Raw genomic sequence first — 16,981 nt, forward strand, 5'->3', positions numbered from 1 at the left:
CGGGCACGGCTACAGGAACGCCCCGCTGGGGAGGTACGGCATCGGCGGCCGCATCCCCCGCAGGGCCAGGTACCCCCGGTTCGCCACGGTGAGCCCCAGCTCCAGCCCGACGTCCACGGCCCACTCCTGCTCGGCGGTGAGGAACTCGACCCGGGCCTCCACCCCGTCGGGCACCCGGGCCAGCGCCTCCCGCAGCAGCCGCACGGCGATCCGCTTCGAGGTCGCTGCGAGCAGCTTGACCGCACCGCCCTCCCGGTAGCAGTAGCCGCTGCCCGCCAGGGTGTCCGCAATCAGCAGCTCCTCGAAGTGCGCCAGCAGGTACTCGTGGTCGACCCCGTGGGCGGCCCCGCGCAGCCGCCGGTCGACCGAGTCCAGCAGGTGGAAGTGGGTCGCGTTGCCCGGGTGCACCGGAATGTCCCCCGGATCCAGCAGCCCGGCGCGGTCCACCGGCCCAGACAGCGCCATCGCCGGGTGCAGCGTGAACCCGGCTCGCCGGTAGCGGCGGGCCGCCGCCGGGGACGGGGAGACGCACACCATCCCGCGCAGGCAGCCGCGCCCGTACTCGGTGGCCCGGTCCAGCAGCAGCCGTCCGACCCCCTTGCCCTGGGCGCGCGGCAGCACCGCGTACAGCGAGAGCAGCCACAGGCCCTCCCGCCGCATCGCCAGTGCCACGCCGAGCGCCTCGCCGTCCTGCTCGGCGATCCAGCAGCCGCCGGGGTCGGAGCGCACCAGGTGCCGGGTGCGCGCCAGTTGCCGGACGGTTCGGCGGTCGTCGTCCGGCTCGCCCGCCGGAATGTCGAAGAGGTCTCGGAAAGCGGCACGGGCGACCTGCTGTACCGCCCACGCGTCGGCAGGCGTGTCCTGCAGCTGACGAATGATCACGCTTTCCATCCTGACCGCCGCACCTGCCGCGGGTAGGCCGTTTTGCCGGGATCGGGCACTCGGCAAGTACGCGCGGTGTGCGAGCATGGGTGCGTAGGGGAACCGGTTCCGTGAATCGCCCCCTCGGGAAAGAACCACCGACCGGAAATGAATCCGGGAGGCCGCTGGTTGGCACTGGCGGCACATTGTCGTCACAGACCGGGAGTAAGCATGACCGTCCAGGACGAGACCACTGTCGAGAGTGGCATCCTCCTCACCGATGCCGCCGCGGCCAAGGTCAAGGGCCTGCTCGAGCAGGAGGGCCGCGACGACCTGGCGCTGCGCGTCGCCGTTCAGCCGGGTGGCTGCTCCGGCCTGCGCTACCAGCTGTTCTTCGACGAGCGTTCGCTCGACGGCGACGTCATCAAGGACTTCGGCGGCGTGAAGGTCGTCACCGACCGGATGAGCGCCCCGTACCTGGGCGGTGCGACCGTCGACTTCGTCGACACCATCGAGAAGCAGGGCTTCACCATCGACAACCCGAACGCCACCGGCTCCTGCGCCTGCGGCGACTCCTTCAGCTAGGTCCTGCGGCAGCTGCCCGGCAGCTGAGCGGCAACCTGCACAGCGGCGGCCCCCGGGTGATCCCGGGGGCCGCCGCTCGTTGTCCTCGACCTCGCCCGTGCGCTGCCGAGCTGGTGCGCTTCGGACTACTGCGGGCCACCGATCGGCGGCGGGTCCATCGACAGGGTCTGACCGGTGCTGATGTCCACCACCTTGCGGCCGGCCAGCGGGTGCTGCAGCTTGGCCGTCACCGAGTTCCGCTTGACCAGGGCCGGGCACGCCCGGCCGCGGGGCGCGGTCTCGGTGATCACCACCCGGACGTCCACCTCGCCCTGCTTGGACTCGTCGGCCTTCAGCCCGTAGGTGTCGCAGACCCCGCCGTAGAACCAGACCGACAGCTGGTCGTCCTGGGCCTGGTAGGCGAGCGCGGGCAGCTTGACGGGCGCGGGCTCGCCGACCGCGATGCCGGGACCGCTCGGCGAGGTGCCGGGGCCGGAGGCGCTGGGGTCCGGCGTGGCGGGCGCCGTCGGGCTCGCGGTCGGGGTGGGGGCCGCGCCGGAGGGCGCCGCCGTGGTCGGCGAAGGGCTCGTCGGGGCCCCGGCGGCCGTGCCCGAACCCGTGCCGGACCCGCACCCGGCGACCGCACCGACGGCGAGCACCAGCCCGGCCAGGACCGTCGCCCGGCGCCGAACTCGCCCGCGCACGGGCCGGACCGTTACGGCTGAGGTGTTCTCGTCCATGCTGTGACTTCCTCCCGAGGGCTCGCGCTCCGCCACCACAGCGGCGCTGCGCGGATCTGACGTGCCCCGGGCGGATCCGGTTCCCGCACGCTGCTGCGGCGGCGGTCAGCTCCCGTACTCGGGCATCTGCGCCACCAGCTTCCGGGCGCGGGACGGTACCGACACCCCCGCAGGCCGCGGCGCGACGGCGGCCTGCGGAGCACTGCCGGACGGCGGCCAGAACCGGCCCAGCCGCCGGGAGGAGCTGACCAGGGAGGCAAGGGAGTCGCCCTCGAGCTCACCCGTCCAGGAGCGGGCGGACGACCGGGACGCGCTGGGCCGCAGCGCGGGTGATTTGGCCATCATCGGTGTCATCGCTCCGATCGCCGAGCCGTGGCGCACCTGCCACGGGCCTGGGGCCGACAGGGCCCTATGACTGCGACCCTAGGCCGCCGTCGGGCACCGAACCAGGGGTACCCGTGGGTAGTACTCGTTCGAGTGGCCGAATAGGAAGTACAGGGACGGCACCGGCGCCCGGTACCGTTGGAGGGTTCTGTCAACAGCTTTCCCGGCCCAGAGCCTCCAGAGGAGACCTTCGTGCGCATCGCCGTCGCCGGCTCGATTGCCACCGACCATCTGACGACCTTCCCGGGCCGCTTCGCCGACCAGCTGGTCGCCGAGCAGCTGCACACGGTGTCGCTGTCGTTCCTGGTGGACACCCTGGACATCCGCCGTGGCGGGGTCGCCCCGAACATCTCCTTCGGCATGGGCGTGCTCGGCCTGCGCCCGATCCTGGTCGGCGCCGCCGGGGCGGACTTCCACGAGTACCGCAGCTGGCTGCAGCGGAACAACGTCGACACCGACTCGGTGCACATCTCCGAGACCCGGCACACCGCCCGCTTCATGTGCACCACCGACCAGGACCACAACCAGATCGCGTCGTTCTACACCGGCGCGATGGCCGAGGCCCGCAACATCGAGCTCAAGCCGATCGCCGACCGCGTCGGCGGCCTCGACCTGGTCCTGATCGGTGCCGACGACCCGGCCGCGATGGTCCGCCACACCCAGGAGTGCCGCACCCGCGGCTACGCCTTCGCCGCCGACCCCTCCCAGCAGCTGGCCCGCTTGGAGGGCGAGGACATCCGGGAGATCGTGAACGGCGCCGCGTACCTGTTCACCAACGAGTACGAGGCCGCGCTGATCGAGTCCAAGACCGGCTGGGACGCGGACGAGATCCTCCGCCGGGTCGGCATCCGGATCACCACGCTCGGCGCCAAGGGCGTCCGGATCCAGCGCGAGACCGAGCCGGACATCACGGTCGGCTGCCCGACCGAGGAGCGCAAGGCCGACCCGACCGGCGTCGGCGACGGCTTCCGGGCCGGCTTCCTGGCCGGCCTCTCCTGGGACCTCGGTCTGGAGCGCTCCGCCCAGCTCGGCTGCATGCTCGCCACCCTGGTGATCGAGACCGTCGGCACCCAGGAGTACGAGCTGCGCCACGGCCACTTCCTGGACCGCTTCGCCGCGGCCTACGGTGACGAGGCCGCCGCCGAGATCCGCGGCAAGCTGGTCAAGTAGTCGCGTCCCGGCTGAGGCCGCGCCGCAGGTGCGACCTCAGCCGGCCCGGCGGACCAGGTACGCCGAGCCCCGGTCCCGGCCGTAGTCGGCGGCCGGGGCCTCGCCCAGGTACTCCTGCCCGCGCATCTCGCACCAGGCGGGGATGTCCAGCCGGGCCGCCTCGTCGTCGGACAGCACCGCGACCGTGCCGCCCACCGGTACCGTGCCGATCCGCTTGGCCAGCTCGATCACCGGCAGCGGGCAGCGCTTCCCCAGGGTGTCCAGCACCAGGCTGTCCAGCACCGGCCCCGGCCCCGGCCCCGGCGCCGGCAGATCGAGCCCGAGCGGCGCCCGCACCCCCGCCACCACCTCGGGCAGGACGGTCAGGAAGCGGTCGACGTCCGCCTCGGCCACCCCGTAGGGGAGCGAGACGCGGACGTTGCCCTCGGTCAGTACGCCCATCGCCGCGAGCACATGGCTGGGCGTCAACGTGCTGGAGGTGCAGGAGGAGCCGGAGGAGACCGCGAACCCGGCCTTGTCCAGTTCGGTCAGCAACACCTCGCCGTCGACGTAGAGACAGGAGAAGGTGACAAGGTGCGGAAGCCTTCGCACCGGGTCGCCGACCACCTCCACCTCCGGCACCAGCCGGGGCACCTGCGCCCGGATCCGGTCCACCAGCGCGTGCAGCCGGGCGTTCTCCCGCTCGGCCTCGGCCCGGACCGCCCGCAGCGACGCCGCCGCGGCCACGACCGCGGGCAGATTGACGTATCCGGGCACCCGGCCGCCCTCGCGCTCGTCGGCGGGCAGCGGTGAGACGTACCTGACGCCCTTGCGGACCGCGAGCACCCCGACCCCGGCCGGGCCGCCCCACTTGTGGGCACTGGCCGTCAGCAGCGACCAGCCGGCGGGCACCGGCAGCCGGCCCGTGCTCTGCGCGGCGTCCACCAGCAGCGGCACCCCGCCGATCGCGGCGGCGGTCTCGGTGACCGGCTGCACCGTGCCGACCTCGTGGTTGGCCGACTGCAGCACCGCCAGCGCGGTGTCCGGGCGGAGCGCGGCGGCGAAGTCCCTGGTGGTGACCAGCCCGTTGCGGTCGACCGCGACCTCGCTCACCTCGCCGCCCGAGGCGGCGTGCAGTTCCGCGGTGTGCAGCACGCTGGAGTGCTCGACGGCGGAGTGCACCAGGTGACGGCCTGTCCGGCGGCGTCCGGCCAGCGCACCGAGGATGCCGAGCTGGACGGCCTGGGTGCCGCTCGCGGTGAACGAGATCTCGTCCGGTCGCGCACCCAGGACCTCGGCGACCGTCTCCCGGGCCGCGTCCAGCAGCATCCGGGCCTGCCGGCCGGACCGGTACAGCCGGGCCGGGTCCGCCCATCCCTCGTCGAGTGCGGCGTTCAGCGCCTGCCGGGCGACGGGATGCAGCGGAGCGGTCGAGGCCACGTCGAAGTAGGACACGTACGACAGTATCCAGGTCTCACCCCCCGTCAGCTGTCCGGGATCGACTGACCCCGTTTGTCCGATTCGCGCAGGCTCGACGATCCGTCACCCGTGTGCCGCAGTGCCATCCCACGATTGGGTGTGCGAGGCTCGAATGCCCACGGTGACCTGGGAGTCCGTGCCTGCCGGGGCTGATCGGGTAGGCGGGCGGCGCGTTAGCGGGACCTGCCCGTCAGGAGCGCATAAGGCTGGAGTAGGGTTTGGCCCGCATAAGCATTCAAACCGTGCCCGTGGCCGGGTCGCCGGGGAGGCGCACAGTACTCCCGGGGCGACGCGATCGCGGGCGAGACTTCGGGAAGGCGCTACGTGAGTCCCAACGGCTCCGACCGCTCGCCGCGGCGCACGATGCGGCGGAAGCTGCCTCAGGCGCTGGCACTGGGCCTCGTCATCGCGACCGCTACCGGCTGCTCGGCCAATGACCTGCCCAGGCTTGGCCTCCCGTCGCCCGTCACCAAGGAAGGCCCGCTGGTCCTCCACATGTGGCAGGGCTCGTGGATTGCGGCGCTGGTAGTCGGCGCACTGATGTGGGGTCTGATCATCTGGAGCGTGATCTTCCACCGGCGCAGCCGCACCAAGGTGGAGATCCCCGCTCAGACCCGGTACAACGTCCCGATCGAGGCGCTGTACACCGCGGTCCCCATCGTCATCGTCTCGGTGCTGTTCTACTTCGTCGCTCGCGACGAGTCTCGACTCACCCAGCTCTCCGCCAAGCCGCAGCACACGATCAACGTGGTCGGCTTCCAGTGGAGCTGGGCGTTCAACTACGAGAACAGCGAGCACCCCGACCCGGCGAACACCAACGCCGCGTACGAGGTCGGTACTCCTGCCGAGGCGCCGACGCTGTACCTGCCGATCAACGAGTCGGTGCAGTTCCGCCTTACCTCGCGGGACGTCATCCACGACTTCTGGCCCGTCAACTTCATGATGAAGATGGACGTCGTGCCGGGCGTGGTCAACAGCTTCGAGGTCACTCCGACCTCGTACGGCACCTTCCGGGGCAAGTGCGCCGAGCTCTGTGGCGTGGACCACTCCCGGATGCTGTTCAACGTCAAGGTGGTCTCGCACGACGAGTACGAGCAGCACCTGAAGGAGCTCCAGGCCAAGGGCCAGAGCGGCGCGGTGCCCTCCGGCATCACGGGCATTGAAGGTGAGAAGTGACTATCCTCAACGAGCCCGCCGCCGCCGGCGGGGCATCCGGGGTCACGGCAGGCGGGGCCACACGGACCCGCAAGCCAGGCTCCACGATCATCAAGTGGCTGACCACCACGGACCACAAGACGATCGGCACGATGTACCTCGGTACCTCGTTCGCGTTCTTCCTGATCGGCGGCATCCTCGCCCTGGTCATGCGCGCCGAGCTGGCTCGTCCCGGGACGCAGATCCTGTCGAACGAGCAGTTCAACCAGGCGTTCACGATGCACGGCACGATCATGCTGCTGATGTTCGCGACGCCGCTGTTCGCGGGTTTCGCGAACTGGATCATGCCGCTCCAGATCGGCGCCCCTGACGTCGCCTTCCCGCGCCTGAACATGTTCGCCTACTGGCTGTACCTGTTCGGCTCGGTCATCGCGGTGGCCGGTTTCCTCACCCCGCAGGGTGCCGCCGACTTCGGCTGGTTCGCGTACTCGCCGCTGTCGGACGCGGTCCGCTCGCCGGGTGTCGGCGCCGACATGTGGATCATGGGTCTGGCCTTCTCCGGCTTCGGCACGATCCTCGGTGCGGTCAACTTCATCACCACGATCATCTGCATGCGCGCGCCCGGCATGACGATGTTCCGGATGTCGATCTTCGTCTGGAACGTCCTGCTGACCGCCGTGCTGGTCCTGCTGGCCTTCCCGGTCCTCGCGGCCGCGCTGTTCGCCCTGGAGGCGGACCGCAAGTTCGGGGCGCACGTCTTCGACCCGGCCAACGGTGGTGCACTGCTCTGGCAGCACCTCTTCTGGTTCTTCGGTCACCCCGAGGTGTACATCATCGCGCTGCCGTTCTTCGGCATCGTGTCGGAGATCATCCCGGTCTTCAGCCGCAAGCCGATGTTCGGCTACTCCGGTCTGATCGCGGCCACCATCGCGATCGCCGGTCTGTCCGTGACGGTGTGGGCGCACCACATGTACGTCACCGGACAGGTGCTGCTGCCGTTCTTCTCCTTCATGACCTTCCTGATCGCGGTCCCGACCGGTGTGAAGTTCTTCAACTGGGTCGGCACCATGTGGAAGGGCTCGCTGAGCTTCGAGACCCCGATGCTCTGGACGGTCGGCTTCCTGGTCACCTTCCTCTTCGGTGGTCTGACCGGTGTCCTGCTGGCCTCCCCGCCGATCGACTTCCACGTCTCGGACTCGTACTTCGTCGTCGCCCACTTCCACTACGTGGTCTTCGGCACCGTCGTCTTCGCGATGTTCGCCGGCTTCCACTTCTGGTGGCCGAAGATGACCGGCAAGATGCTCGACGAGCGACTTGGCAAGATCACCTTCTGGACGCTGTTCATCGGCTTCCACAGCACCTTCCTGGTGCAGCACTGGCTGGGTGCCGAGGGCATGCCGCGTCGTTACGCGGACTACCTGGCCTCGGACGGCTTCACCACGCTGAACACCGTCTCCACCATCGGTTCGTTCCTGCTCGGCCTGTCGATCCTGCCGTTCCTCTACAACGTCTGGAAGACCGCCAAGTACGGCGAGAAGGTCGAGGTCGACGACCCGTGGGGTTACGGCCGTTCGCTGGAGTGGGCGACCTCCTGCCCGCCGCCGCGGCACAACTTCCTCACCCTGCCCCGGATCCGTTCGGAATCCCCGGCATTCGACCTGCACCACCCGGAGATCGCCGCGCTGGACTACCTGGAGAACCACGGTGAGCCGGCCAAGCACTTCGAGGGTGTGACCCCCGCGCAGTACGACCGCCCGCCGCTGGGCAAGGGCAAGAAGGGTGGCGACGCCTGATGAAGGAACAGGGAAAGATCTTCCTGGGCCTCGCCGTCTTCGTGCTGGCGATCGCCATCACCTACGGCCTGTGGACGACCCACTCCCACCACGGCATCGAGGCGGCCGGTACCACCGCGCTCTTCCTCGCCTTCGCGCTGTGTGGGTTCATCGGGTACTACCTCGCCTTCACCGCCCGCCGGGTGGACAGCGGCGCCGGTGACAACCCCGAGGCCGAGGTCGCGGACGACGCCGGTGAGCTGGGCTTCTTCGCCCCGCACAGCTGGCAGCCGCTCTCGCTGGCGGTCGGTGGCGCGCTGGCCTTCCTGGGCGTCATCTTCGGCTGGTGGCTGCTGTTCTGGTCGATTCCGATCATCCTGATCGGTCTCTACGGCTGGGTCTTCGAGTTCTACCGGGGCGAGGACCAGAACCAGTAGGTCCGGTCTTCTCTCCAGGCGCCGGGCCGGGCATCCCTTCGGGGGTGTCCGGCCCGGCGCCGTTCTGTCGGTCGAATGAGTCCATCGGGATGTATCGCTTACCCGTTCGGTGCAGTCGGACCCCGCAGCGGTCGTCCGTGGGGCAGCGCCTTCCTACGCTCGGGACCATCGTCCGAATCCTCTTCTGGGTGTAACCCCTGGAGGCAGCGTTGAGCGCCATTCACGGAGCAGCCCCCCGGCGGGCTGCGATAGCCGCACTTCTGATCCTCACCCCGCTGGCAGGGTGCACCGACGGCGCTGACGGCTCGGTGGAGGCCGTCAGCGCCGTCGACGTTCAGCCCCTGGTCCACCTCCCGGCAGCGGAGGGGGCGGACCCCACCAAACCCCTCACGGTGACGGCCGAGCCGGGCAGCAGGCTCACCGACGTCACCGTCACCGGACCGGACGGCCGGACGGTCGCCGGAAAGCTCGCCGACGACCAGCGGACCTGGCAGAGCGTCGGACGGCTCGGAGCCGGCACCAAGTACGTGATCCGGGTGGCCGCCGACGACGGCGACGGCGGCCGCGGCGAGACCACCGGCTCGCTCACCACGGCGGCGGCCCCGGCCAAGCTGAGCGCTGAGCTGGGCCCCGGTTCCAACGGCAGCGGCGTGTACGGCGTCGGGCAGCCGCTCACCGTCAAGCTCTCCCAGCCGGTCAAGGACCCCGCTGCCCGGCAGGAGGTCGAACGGAGCCTCAAGGTGCTCTCCGAGCCCGCCGTGACCGGGTCCTGGTACTGGGTGGACGACAGCAACCTGCACTTCAGACCCAAGGAGTACTGGCCCGCTCACGCCAGCATCAAGCTCAGCTTCGACCGCCCCGGCGGCCGGATAGCCGACGGCCTGTACGCGGGCGACACCGTCACCCGGACGATCCGGACCGGCGACCGGGTGGAGGTCCTGATAGACGCGGCCGCGCACTATCTGACCTACCGCCGCAACGGTGAGGTGCTGAACAGCATCCCGGTCACCACCGGCAGGCCCGGGTACTCCACCCGCAACGGCATCAAAGTGGTGCTCGGCCAGGAGGCCGACGTCCGGATGAGGAGCGAGAGCATCGGCATCGCGGCGGGCAGCCCCGACTCCTTCGACACGGACGTCAAGTGGGCCACCCGGGTCACCTGGAGCGGCGAGTACGTGCACGCGGCACCCTGGTCGGTGGCCTCGCAGGGCGTGGAGAACGTCAGCCACGGCTGCACCGGGATGAGCCTCGCCAACGCCAAGTGGTTCTTCGACGCGACCCGGATCGGGGACGTCGTCCAGGTGGTGAACAGCCTCGGCAAGCCCATGGAGCCGTTCGGCAACGGTTTCGGGGACTGGAACGTCGCGTGGGCGCAGTGGACCAAGCACAGCGCTCTCGGCCAGACCGTCAACACGGCGGGCCGCACGGAGGACGCCCAGTCCGTCGGTGCCCTGCTGCCGCAGGTCTGAGCCCCCTCGCGGGGCTCAGGCCCCGTACGCCAGCCTGAGAGCGTCGTGGACCGCGCTCAGCGCCTCGTCCCTGGAGAGACCGAGGCGGTGGGCGCGGTCGGCGTACTCGGTGGCCGCGCCGGCGGCCAGGCGGTGTGCGGTGTCGCCGACGGCGGCGATCAGGGTGCCGCGCCGGCCGTGCGTCTCCACCACGCCGTCGGCCTCCAGCTCCCGGTACGCGCGGGCCACCGTGTTGGCGGCCAGGCCGAGCTGCTCGGCCAGCGCACGGACGGTCGGCAGCTTGAGACCGGCCGGCAGCGCGCCGCTGCGGGCCTGTTCCGCGATCTGCGCACGGACCTGCTCGTACGGGGGAGTGGCGGATGCGTGGTCGATGCTCAGCTGCACTGATGGGCTCCTGACGGGTCGTTGGATCCCATTGTGCCCGAATGATCGGTAGGCCCGTTCGCGCCGGGTGGCCCCCGGGAACGGCCGAGGGCCCCCTGTCCGGCGGATGCCGGGCAGGGGGCCCTCAGGTGGCGATCAGCGGCGCTGCCGCACGGGATCAGTGGTGGCCGTGGCCGCTGGTGATCTCGTGGTGCTCCTCCGCCGTCGGCTTGGGGATCTGGCCACCCTCGCCGAAGTAGCCCTGCGAGAGCTTGGCGCGGGTCTTCTCCAGGCGGCCGACCTTGCGCTCGACACCGTTCTCGTCGACCTGGGCCGGGATCGCGACCGGCTGCTGCTGCTCGTGCGCGACGTACTTGTACAGCTTGTCCTGCGGCAGCTGGGCGTGGACCTCGACGAACTCACCGTGCGGCAGGCGCTTGATGACGCCGGTCTCGCGACCGTGCAGCACCTTGTCCTTGTCGCGGCGCTGGAGGCCGAGGCACCAGCGCTTGGTGATGAAGAAGACCACGACCGGCACGACGAAGAAGCCGGCCCGGACGAAGTACGTGATCGAGTTGAGCGACAGGTGGAAGTGCGTGGCGAACAGGTCGTTGCCACCACCGATCAGCAGGACCAGGTACTCGCTGATCCAGGCGGCGCCCAGGGCGGTACGGACCGGGGCGTTGCGCGGGCGGTCCAGGATGTGGTGCTCGCGCTTGTCGCCGGTGATCCAGCCCTCGATGAAGGGGTAGACCGCGATCGCGACCAGGACCAGCGGGAAGATCATCAGCGGGATGAACACACCCAGGTTGAGGGTGTGGCCCAGCGCCCGGACCTCCCAGCCCGGCATGACGCGGATCAGACCCTCGGAGAAGCCCATGTACCAGTCCGGCTGGGCGTCGGTGGACACCTGGTCGGGACGGTAGGGGCCGTACGCCCAGATCGGGTTGATCGTGGCGATCGCGGAGATCGCCGCGATGATGCCGAAGACCAGGAAGAAGAAGCCACCGGCCTTGGCCATGTAGACCGGCATCAGCGGCATGCCGACGACGTTCTTCTCGGTCTTGCCCGGGCCCGCCCACTGGGTGTGCTTGTGGTAGAAGACCAGGATCAGGTGCGCCACCAGCAGGCCCAGCATGATGCCCGGGATGAGCAGCACGTGGATGGTGAAGAAGCGCGGCACGATGTCGGTGCCGGGGAACTCGCCGCCGAACAGGAACATCTGGATGTAGGTGCCCACCAGCGGAACGGCGAGGATCGCGCCTTCCATGAAGCGGATACCGGTACCGGACAGCAGGTCGTCGGGGAGCGAGTAGCCGAAGAAGCCGTCGAACATGCCGAGGACCAGCAGCAGGAAGCCGAAGACCCAGTTGATCTCGCGCGGCTTGCGGAACGCGCCGGTGAAGAAGACGCGCATCATGTGCACGAGCATCGCGGCGACGAACACCAGCGCGGCCCAGTGGTGGATCTGACGGATCAGCAGGCCACCGCGGACCTCGAAGCTGATGTTCATGGTCGAGGCGTACGCCTCGGACATCTTGATGCCGTCGAGCGGGGCGTACGGGCCGTGGTAGACGACCTCGGCCATGCTCGGCTTGAAGAACAGCGTCAGGTACACACCCGTGAGGATGATGATGACGAAGCTGTAGAGGCAGATCTCGCCGAGCATGAAGGACCAGTGGTCCGGGAAGATCTTGCGCAGGTTGGCACGGGCGAGGGAGTAGATCCCCAGCCGGCCGTCGGTCCAGTCAGCTGCCGCCTCGAACTTGTTGGCGGGCTTGGCGCGAGTGCTGCCGCTGCTGGGCTTTGCGTCGGTGTTGACGCTGCTCGCGGAACTCATGAGCGCTCCCAGAAGCTCGGGCCGACGGGCTCGGCAAAGTCGCCGGTGGCGACCAGGAAGCCCTTCTCGTCAGTGGTGATCTTCAGCTGCGGCAGCGGATGGCCGGCCGGACCGAAGATCACGCGCGCGCCGTCCGACAGGTCGAAGGTCGACTGGTGGCAGGGGCAGAGCGCGTGGTGGGTCTGCTGCTCGTACAGGCTGATCGGGCAGCCGACGTGGGTGCAGATCTTCGAGTAGGCGAGCACGCCCTCGAAGCCGAGGTCGCGGGACTTCGCGTCCTTGATGTCCTCCGGAGCGATCCGGACGAGCATCAGCGCGTCCTTGGCGATGCGCTGCTGGAAGTCCTCGTCCGACTCCTCCAGGCCCTCGGGCTTGGCGAAGGTGAGCGAGCCGACCTCGATGTCCTCGGCCTTCATCGGCTGGTTGGTGTTCATGTTGATCAGCTGGATCGGCTTGGCCTCGGTGGCCTCGATCCAGTTGGTGTGGTCCAGCTTCTTCTCGGGCAGCGGGCCCAGGTCGCGAAGCAGGACGACACCGGAGAGCGGCACCAGGGCCATCGAGCCGATGAGCGTGTTGCGCAGCATCTTGCGGCGGCCGAAGCCGGACTCGGCGGCACCGGTCTTGAACTGCTCGATGACGTCGTTGCGGACCTCGTCGTCAGCCTCGATCGGGTGACGCTCGGCCGGCATCTCGACGTCGGACATCAGGGTGCGGGCCCAGTGGACCGCGCCCGCGCCGATGCAGAACAGCGCCACACCCAGGGTCAGACCGAGCGCGAAGTTCAGCGCGCTGATGTGACCCAGCGGGAAGACGTAGATGATCTTGTCGATCGGGAAGATCACGTACGAGGCGATGAACCCGATCGTGGCCAGCATCGAGACGATGAACATCAGCGAGACCTGGCGCTCGGCGCGCTTGGCGGCCCGCTCGTCGATGTCGGTCCGACGCGGCTCGTGGGCCGGCAGGCCCGGGTCGGCGAACGGGTCGCCGTGCTCGGCCACCTCGTGGCCGTGGGAGGCGTCGTGCGCCTCCGGCAGCTTCTCTTCAGGAATGTCGTGGCTCATGACTTCTTGGCCTTGGTGGTGTGGGCGGCGACCCAGATCGCGACCGCGATGAGGGCACCGAGACCGAAGATCCAGCCGAACAGACCCTCGGTCACCGGACCGAGGCTGCCCAGGGCCAGGCCGCCGGGGTTGGGCTCATCGTTGGTGGTGTGGCGGACGAAGGCCACGATCTGCTTCTTCTGCTCCTCCGGCATGGTGGTGTCGGGGAACGACGGCATGTTCTGCGGGCCGGTCTGCATGGCCTCGTAGATGTGCTTGGCGTCCACACCATCGAGCGACGGGGCGAACTTGCCGCGGGTCAGGGCACCGCCCTGGCCGGCGAAGTTGTGGCACTGGGCGCAGTTGGTGCGGAACAGCTCGCCACCCTTGGACACGTTGTTCGGGTCCGTGGAGGTGTACTGGTCCTTGGTCGGGGTAACCGGGCCGGGGCCGAGCGAGGCCACGAAGGCGGCCAGCTGGTCGATCTCGGTCTGGCTGTAGGCGACCTTCTTGCGCGGGACCTGGGCACCCGGCTGCTGCGCGGGCATACGGCCGGTGCCGACCTGGAAGTCGACAGCGGCGGAGCCGACGCCGACCAGGCTCGGGCCGTCGGAGGACCCCTGGCCGTTCAGGCCGTGGCAGGAGGAACAGCCGACGGCGAAGAGCTTCTTGCCCTCATCGATCGCGAGCGACTGCGCCGAGCTGTCGGCCTGCGCCTTCTCGGCGGGCGCGAACGCGGCGTACAGCCCCCCGGTGGCCGCCAGGGCGAGAAGTAGGACGACCAGCGCCGCCAGTGGGTGGCGCCGTCGTGCGGAGAGCTTTTTCACGGAATAACCCCGGTGTCAGGATCTGGTCGGCTGGTGGGCGTGCCCGGCGGCGCGGTCTGCTCTGGGCCGGCTTCGGGGACGCGCGTTCGGGTCGGTGCGGTGCTGCCCGTAGGTGGGCGAGCACTGCTCCGACCGGCGGCCAGCGACCTGATCAGCTGGTTACTTGATCAGGTAGATGGTCGCGAACAGGCCGATCCACACGACGTCGACGAAGTGCCAGTAGTACGACACCACGATCGCGGCGGTGGCCTGCTCGTGCGTGAACCGCTTCGCTGCGTACGTCCGTCCAAGGACCAGCAGGAAGGCGATCAGACCACCCGTCACATGCAGGCCGTGGAAGCCGGTGGTCAGGTAGAACACCGTGCCGTACGGGTCGGAGGACAGCGAGAGGCCGTCCTTCTTGACCAGTTCGGTGTACTCGAAGATCTGGCCGCCGATGAAGATCGCGCCCATCACGAAGGTGATGGTGAACCACGAGCGGAGCTTCTTCACGTCACCGCGCTCGGCGGCGAAGACGCCGAGCTGGCAGGTGAGGGAGGAGAGCACCAGGATCGTGGTGTTCACCGAGGAGAAGGGCACATTGAGGGCGTGCGCCTTCTCGGTCCAGAACTCTGCGCCCTTGACCGAGCGGAGCGTGAAGTACATCGCGAACAGGGCCGCGAAGAACATCAGCTCCGAGCTCAGCCAGACGATGGTTCCGACGCTGACGAGGTTCGGCCTGTTGACCGCTCCGTGCGCGTGTCCGGTTTCTGTTGCTGTTGCTGTCGCCACGACGGACATTATGTCGGTCCCTTATTCCGTCTTCACGCCGGGGGTCTCCCTTCGGAGTGTCCGGTGCGTGCGGTATGCCCAGTTGGGGCCGGACGGGGCGTCCGGGGGTGGGCTGAGCGGGGCGGTGCCCGTTTTCTGATGGTTCTTCGGGTGGACCGATGGTCGGCTCGGATGCCTGCGGCACTCCTTTGCTCTGCGTGTCACTACCGCGCTGCCGGGTTCCGGTGGGTTAGCACCTCCGCCGTACGGGTGGTGTGAGTGCGTGAGGGTGACGGCCTGTCCTGCGGGTGGGTGAGTCCTGTGCGTGGTGGCTTGAGCGAGATCGCGCCAGAGCCTCACGGCGGGGGGTGGGCGGGAGTAGCATCCGGAAGTAGACGTGGTCCGGATCACACTGGACTCGTCGGAGCAGACGTTATAGAGGACGAGCACCCGGGAGCAGGGCCCATGGCGCACACGACCGACGAGACGCTCACCGTTCTGGTCTACAGCGACGACCGCAACACCCGGGAGCAGGTGACCCTCGCACTCGGCCGGCGGCCCGCCGCCGACCTCCCGGAGCTGCGCTACCTGGAGTGCGCGACGGTCCCCGCGGTACTGAAGGCGCTGGAGCGCGGCGGGATCGACCTCTGCATCCTGGACGGCGAGGCCGTCCCGGCCGGCGGGCTCGGGGTGGCCCGGCAGATCAAGGACGAGATCTACGGCTGCCCGCCCGTGCTGGCGCTGATCGGGCGGCCGCAGGACTCCTGGCTGGCCGCGTGGAGCCGGGCGGACGCCGCGATCTCGCAGCCGGTCGACCCGGTGGCGCTGGGCGAGGCGGTCGCCGCACTGCTCCGGGCCCGGGTCGAGGGCCGGACGCCCGCCCGGCGCTGAGCGACAGCCCGGCCGATCGGGGTCCCGGCGCCCGGTGTCCCGGTGCGCCGTCTCAGCCCGGCGTCTCAGTGGGAGAGAAGCGGGCACCGGATCGCGGCACCGGTGCCCACCCGGTCGATAGGCTGGCTCCATTCCTTTCGGTGAATGACGAGAGCTGGAGTCAGCCATGGTGAACGTGAACCCTGCGAACGGCGGTAGCGACCCCGCGCAGGTGATCCGTACCTGGCCGGACCTCCTGAGCACGCTGCTGTCCGGTACCGACCTCGCCCAGGGCGACGCGGCCTGGGCGATGGACCGGATCATGAGCGGTGAGGCGACCCCCGTACAGATGGCCGGGTTCATGGTCGCGCTGCGGGCCAAGGGCGAGACGGTGGACGAGATCGCCGGCCTGGTCGAGTCGATGTACGCGCACGCCGAGCCGCTGTACATCCCCGGCCCCGCGGTGGACATCGTCGGCACCGGTGGCGACCGGGCCAAGACCGTCAACATCTCCACCATGTCGGCGATCGTGGCGGCCGCCGCCGGGGCGAAGGTGGTCAAGCACGGCAACCGGGCGGCCTCCTCCGCCAGCGGCTCCTCCGACGTCCTGGAGCGGCTCGGCATCAGTCTGGACCTGAGCGCCGAGCGGGTCGCCGAGGTGGCCGAGGAGGTCGGCCTGACCTTCTGCTTCGCCGCCAAGTTCCACCCGGCGATGCGGCACGTGGCCCCGGCCCGGCGTGATCTCGCGGTGCCCACCGCCTTCAACATCCTCGGTCCGCTCACCAACCCGGCCCATGTCACCGCCCATGCGATCGGCTGCTTCGACACCCGCCTCGCCGGACTGATCGCGGGCGTGCTGGCCCGGCGGGGCGCCTCCGCACTGGTCTTCCGCGGCGACGACGGGCTGGACGAGCTGACCATCTCGACCACCTCCCGGGTCTGGATCGTGAAGGACGGTCAGGTCTCCGAGACCGCCTTCGACCCGCGCGAGGTCGGTATCGAGCTGGTCGGCATCGAGGCGCTGCGCGGCGCCGACGCCGACTACAACGCGGGGGTCGCACGCCGACTGCTGGGCGGGGAGCGAGGCCCGGTCCGGGACGCCGTCCTGCTCAACACCGCTGCCGCGCTGGCCGCGCTGGAGCTGACCGAGGCGCCGCTGGCCGAGCAGCTCAGGGCCGGGATGGAGCGGGCCGTCGCGGCCATCGACTCGGGCGCCGCGCAGGACGTCCTGAAGCGCTGGGCCGAGGCCACCACCCGTGCCTGAGGCGCGGCGTCCTC

Annotated in this window: 17 protein-coding genes; 8 read left to right on the top strand and 9 right to left on the bottom strand. The window is 69.7% G+C overall.

Annotated elements, in window-relative coordinates:
- Positions 1-9: 9 nt before the first annotated feature.
- Entirely contained in the window at positions 10-882 is an 873-nt protein-coding gene (locus UK12_RS02410; RefSeq protein WP_045298950.1) for a GNAT family N-acetyltransferase, read from the bottom strand.
- A gap of 210 nt (positions 883-1,092) precedes the next feature.
- Between UK12_RS02410 and UK12_RS02415 the strand changes: the two genes are divergently transcribed.
- Positions 1,093-1,446, top strand: a complete 354-nt coding sequence (locus UK12_RS02415) for a HesB/IscA family protein (protein ID WP_045298952.1) — start codon at positions 1,093-1,095, stop codon at positions 1,444-1,446.
- 125 nt (positions 1,447-1,571) lie between these two features.
- On the opposite strand, the gene UK12_RS02420 is transcribed toward UK12_RS02415, so the two are convergent.
- Positions 1,572-2,165, bottom strand: a complete 594-nt coding sequence (locus UK12_RS02420; protein WP_045298954.1) for a hypothetical protein — start codon at positions 2,163-2,165, stop codon at positions 1,572-1,574.
- A gap of 105 nt (positions 2,166-2,270) precedes the next feature.
- Positions 2,271-2,507: a hypothetical protein gene (locus UK12_RS39320; protein WP_231591008.1), complete on the bottom strand. Its 237-nt coding sequence runs from the start codon at positions 2,505-2,507 to the stop codon at positions 2,271-2,273.
- 234 nt (positions 2,508-2,741) lie between these two features.
- Here UK12_RS39320 and UK12_RS02430 point away from each other — a divergent pair, with 234 nt between their 5' ends.
- On the top strand, positions 2,742-3,719 hold the full coding sequence (locus UK12_RS02430) for a carbohydrate kinase family protein (RefSeq protein ID WP_045298959.1): 978 nt from the start codon (positions 2,742-2,744) through the stop codon (positions 3,717-3,719).
- Between the two features lie 36 nt (positions 3,720-3,755).
- Here the strand turns inward: UK12_RS02430 and UK12_RS02435 are convergent, their stop codons facing one another.
- Positions 3,756-5,153, bottom strand: a complete 1,398-nt coding sequence (locus tag UK12_RS02435; protein WP_045298961.1) for a cysteine desulfurase/sulfurtransferase TusA family protein — start codon at positions 5,151-5,153, stop codon at positions 3,756-3,758.
- Positions 5,154-5,501: 348 nt separating this feature from the next.
- On the opposite strand from UK12_RS02435, the gene ctaC reads away from it, so the two are divergent.
- The 4 genes from ctaC to UK12_RS02455 all read left to right on the top strand — a co-directional run bounded on the left by ctaC (position 5,502) and on the right by UK12_RS02455 (position 10,010).
- Positions 5,502-6,353 carry an aa3-type cytochrome oxidase subunit II gene (gene ctaC / locus UK12_RS02440; protein ID WP_045298963.1) on the top strand — a complete coding sequence of 284 codons (852 nt, stop codon included), beginning with the start codon at positions 5,502-5,504 and terminating at the stop codon, positions 6,351-6,353.
- The gene (ctaD, locus tag UK12_RS02445; RefSeq protein ID WP_045298965.1) at positions 6,350-8,125 is read left to right on the top strand and encodes an aa3-type cytochrome oxidase subunit I; all 1,776 of its coding nucleotides are present in this window, start codon (positions 6,350-6,352) and stop codon (positions 8,123-8,125) included. The genes ctaC and ctaD overlap by 4 nt, the downstream gene beginning before the upstream one ends.
- Positions 8,125-8,541, top strand: a complete 417-nt coding sequence (locus tag UK12_RS02450) for a cytochrome c oxidase subunit 4 (protein WP_045298966.1) — start codon at positions 8,125-8,127, stop codon at positions 8,539-8,541. The genes ctaD and UK12_RS02450 overlap by 1 nt, the downstream gene beginning before the upstream one ends.
- A gap of 209 nt (positions 8,542-8,750) precedes the next feature.
- On the top strand, positions 8,751-10,010 hold the full coding sequence (locus UK12_RS02455; protein ID WP_197084490.1) for a L,D-transpeptidase: 1,260 nt from the start codon (positions 8,751-8,753) through the stop codon (positions 10,008-10,010).
- Between the two features lie 15 nt (positions 10,011-10,025).
- Here the strand turns inward: UK12_RS02455 and UK12_RS02460 are convergent, their stop codons facing one another.
- The 5 genes from UK12_RS02460 to ctaE form a co-directional block, all read right to left on the bottom strand.
- Positions 10,026-10,394 (bottom strand): GntR family transcriptional regulator, encoded by a 369-nt coding sequence (locus tag UK12_RS02460; protein ID WP_082119244.1) that lies wholly within the window; start codon positions 10,392-10,394, stop codon positions 10,026-10,028.
- Positions 10,395-10,551: 157 nt separating this feature from the next.
- Complete coding sequence (gene qcrB, locus UK12_RS02465) at positions 10,552-12,213, bottom strand: cytochrome bc1 complex cytochrome b subunit (RefSeq protein ID WP_045298970.1); 1,662 nt, start codon at positions 12,211-12,213, stop codon at positions 10,552-10,554.
- Entirely contained in the window at positions 12,210-13,277 is a 1,068-nt protein-coding gene (qcrA, locus tag UK12_RS02470; protein WP_045298972.1) for a cytochrome bc1 complex Rieske iron-sulfur subunit, read from the bottom strand. Before qcrA ends, qcrB begins: the two co-directional genes overlap by 4 nt.
- A complete protein-coding gene (qcrC, locus tag UK12_RS02475; protein WP_045298973.1) occupies positions 13,274-14,083 on the bottom strand; it encodes a cytochrome bc1 complex diheme cytochrome c subunit in 810 nt (269 codons plus the stop codon). Before qcrC ends, qcrA begins: the two co-directional genes overlap by 4 nt.
- 159 nt (positions 14,084-14,242) lie before the next feature.
- Complete coding sequence (ctaE, locus tag UK12_RS02480; RefSeq protein WP_045298975.1) at positions 14,243-14,863, bottom strand: aa3-type cytochrome oxidase subunit III; 621 nt, start codon at positions 14,861-14,863, stop codon at positions 14,243-14,245.
- Positions 14,864-15,298: 435 nt separating this feature from the next.
- Here ctaE and UK12_RS02485 point away from each other — a divergent pair, with 435 nt between their 5' ends.
- Together UK12_RS02485 and trpD are read left to right on the top strand one after the other, a co-directional pair.
- A complete protein-coding gene (locus UK12_RS02485) occupies positions 15,299-15,724 on the top strand; it encodes a response regulator transcription factor (protein ID WP_045298977.1) in 426 nt (141 codons plus the stop codon).
- A 166-nt stretch (positions 15,725-15,890) separates the two neighbouring features.
- Positions 15,891-16,967, top strand: coding sequence for an anthranilate phosphoribosyltransferase (trpD, locus tag UK12_RS02490; protein ID WP_045298979.1), 1,077 nt, complete (start codon positions 15,891-15,893; stop codon positions 16,965-16,967).
- The last annotated feature ends 14 nt before the right edge of the window (positions 16,968-16,981 follow it).

The sequence above is a fragment of the Saccharothrix sp. ST-888 genome, assembly GCF_000955975.1.
In the GTDB taxonomy this organism is placed as follows: Bacteria; Actinomycetota; Actinomycetes; order Streptomycetales; family Streptomycetaceae; genus Kitasatospora.

Bases quoted from the DNA above. Each gene is read 5' to 3' on its own strand.
- UK12_RS02415 (WP_045298952.1), top strand. From the start codon at position 1,093: ATGACCGTCCAGGACGAGACCACTGTCGAGAGTGGCATCCTCCTCACC.
- UK12_RS02420 (WP_045298954.1), bottom strand. From the start codon at position 2,165: ATGGACGAGAACACCTCAGCCGTAACGGTCCGGCCCGTGCGCGGGCGA.
- UK12_RS39320 (WP_231591008.1), bottom strand. From the start codon at position 2,507: ATGGCCAAATCACCCGCGCTGCGGCCCAGCGCGTCCCGGTCGTCCGCC.
- UK12_RS02450 (WP_045298966.1), top strand. From the start codon at position 8,125: ATGAAGGAACAGGGAAAGATCTTCCTGGGCCTCGCCGTCTTCGTGCTG.
- qcrB (WP_045298970.1), bottom strand. From the start codon at position 12,213: ATGAGTTCCGCGAGCAGCGTCAACACCGACGCAAAGCCCAGCAGCGGC.
- qcrA (WP_045298972.1), bottom strand. From the start codon at position 13,277: ATGAGCCACGACATTCCTGAAGAGAAGCTGCCGGAGGCGCACGACGCC.
- ctaE (WP_045298975.1), bottom strand. From the start codon at position 14,863: ATGTCCGTCGTGGCGACAGCAACAGCAACAGAAACCGGACACGCGCAC.
- UK12_RS02485 (WP_045298977.1), top strand. From the start codon at position 15,299: ATGGCGCACACGACCGACGAGACGCTCACCGTTCTGGTCTACAGCGAC.
- trpD (WP_045298979.1), top strand. From the start codon at position 15,891: ATGGTGAACGTGAACCCTGCGAACGGCGGTAGCGACCCCGCGCAGGTG.